General features: G+C 59.4%; 1 protein-coding gene. It reads left to right on the top strand.

What is annotated here, in order from left to right:
- On the top strand, positions 1 to 1,069 hold a 1,069-nt coding region (locus OR1_RS20460; RefSeq protein WP_041975027.1), incomplete at both ends, for a HAMP domain-containing protein.

The raw sequence follows: 1,069 nt of genomic DNA, 5'->3' as shown, positions 1-1,069 counted from the left end.
ACCGATCAATACAGCGGCGACTTCAACGAGATCAAGAACAACCTCAACCAGGCGATCGACGCCGTCAACGCCCTGGTTAATGACGCCAACATGCTTTCAGCCGGGGCCGTAGCCGGCAAGCTCGACACCAGAGCCGACGCCAGCAAACACCAGGGCGATTTCCGAAAGATCATCCAGGGAGTCAACGACACCCTCGATGCCGTCATCGGACCGTTGAACGTTGCCGCCGAGTATGTCGACCGGATCGCCAAAGGGGACATCCCGCCGCGGATCACCGACCAATACAGCGGCGACTTCAACGAGATCAAGAACAACCTCAACCAGGCGATCGACGCCGTCAACGCGCTGGTTAGCGACGCCGTCATGTTAAGCAAGGCCGCCATAGAAGGAAAACTTGCCACCCGTGCCGACGCCGGCAAACATCACGGCGACTTCCAGAAGATCGTTGCCGGTGTCAACGAAACCCTTGATGCCGTCATCGGCCCATTGAACATCGCCGCCGACTATGTCGACAAGATCAGCAAAGGGATCATGCCGCCGCTCATCAGCGACAACTACGCCGGCGACTTCAACGCCATCAAGAACAACCTCAACATCCTCATCGACGCCAACACCCGGATCACTGCCGCAGCCCGGGAAGTAGCAAGCGGCAACCTCATGGTCGAACTGAAAGAGAGAAGCGGTGAAGACGAACTGATGCACGCCCTGTCCGCCATGGTCGGGAAACTGGTCAGCGTCGTAGCCGAAGTAAAAGAGGCCGCCGCCAATGTCGCCTCCGGAGCAAACCAGATGAGCTCCGGGTCCGAAGGGATGTCGCAGGGGGCAAGCGAGCAGGCCGCCGCCGCCGAAGAAGCATCCAGCAGCATGGAAGAGATGTCCGCCAACATCAAGCAGAACGCCGACAACGCCAAGCAGACCGAAAAGATCGCGGTCAAGAGCGCCGAAGACGCCAAAGAAGGGGGCAAGGCCGTAGCCGCCACGGTCCAGGCCATGAAAGACATCGCCGACAAGATCAGCATCATCGAAGAGATCGCCCGTCAGACCAACATGCTCGCCCTGAACGCCGCCA

Source organism: Geobacter sp. OR-1, assembly GCF_000813145.1.
GTDB lineage: Bacteria > Desulfobacterota > Desulfuromonadia > Geobacterales > DSM-12255 > Geoanaerobacter.
This window is presented reverse-complemented; position numbering and strand designations above follow the sequence as displayed.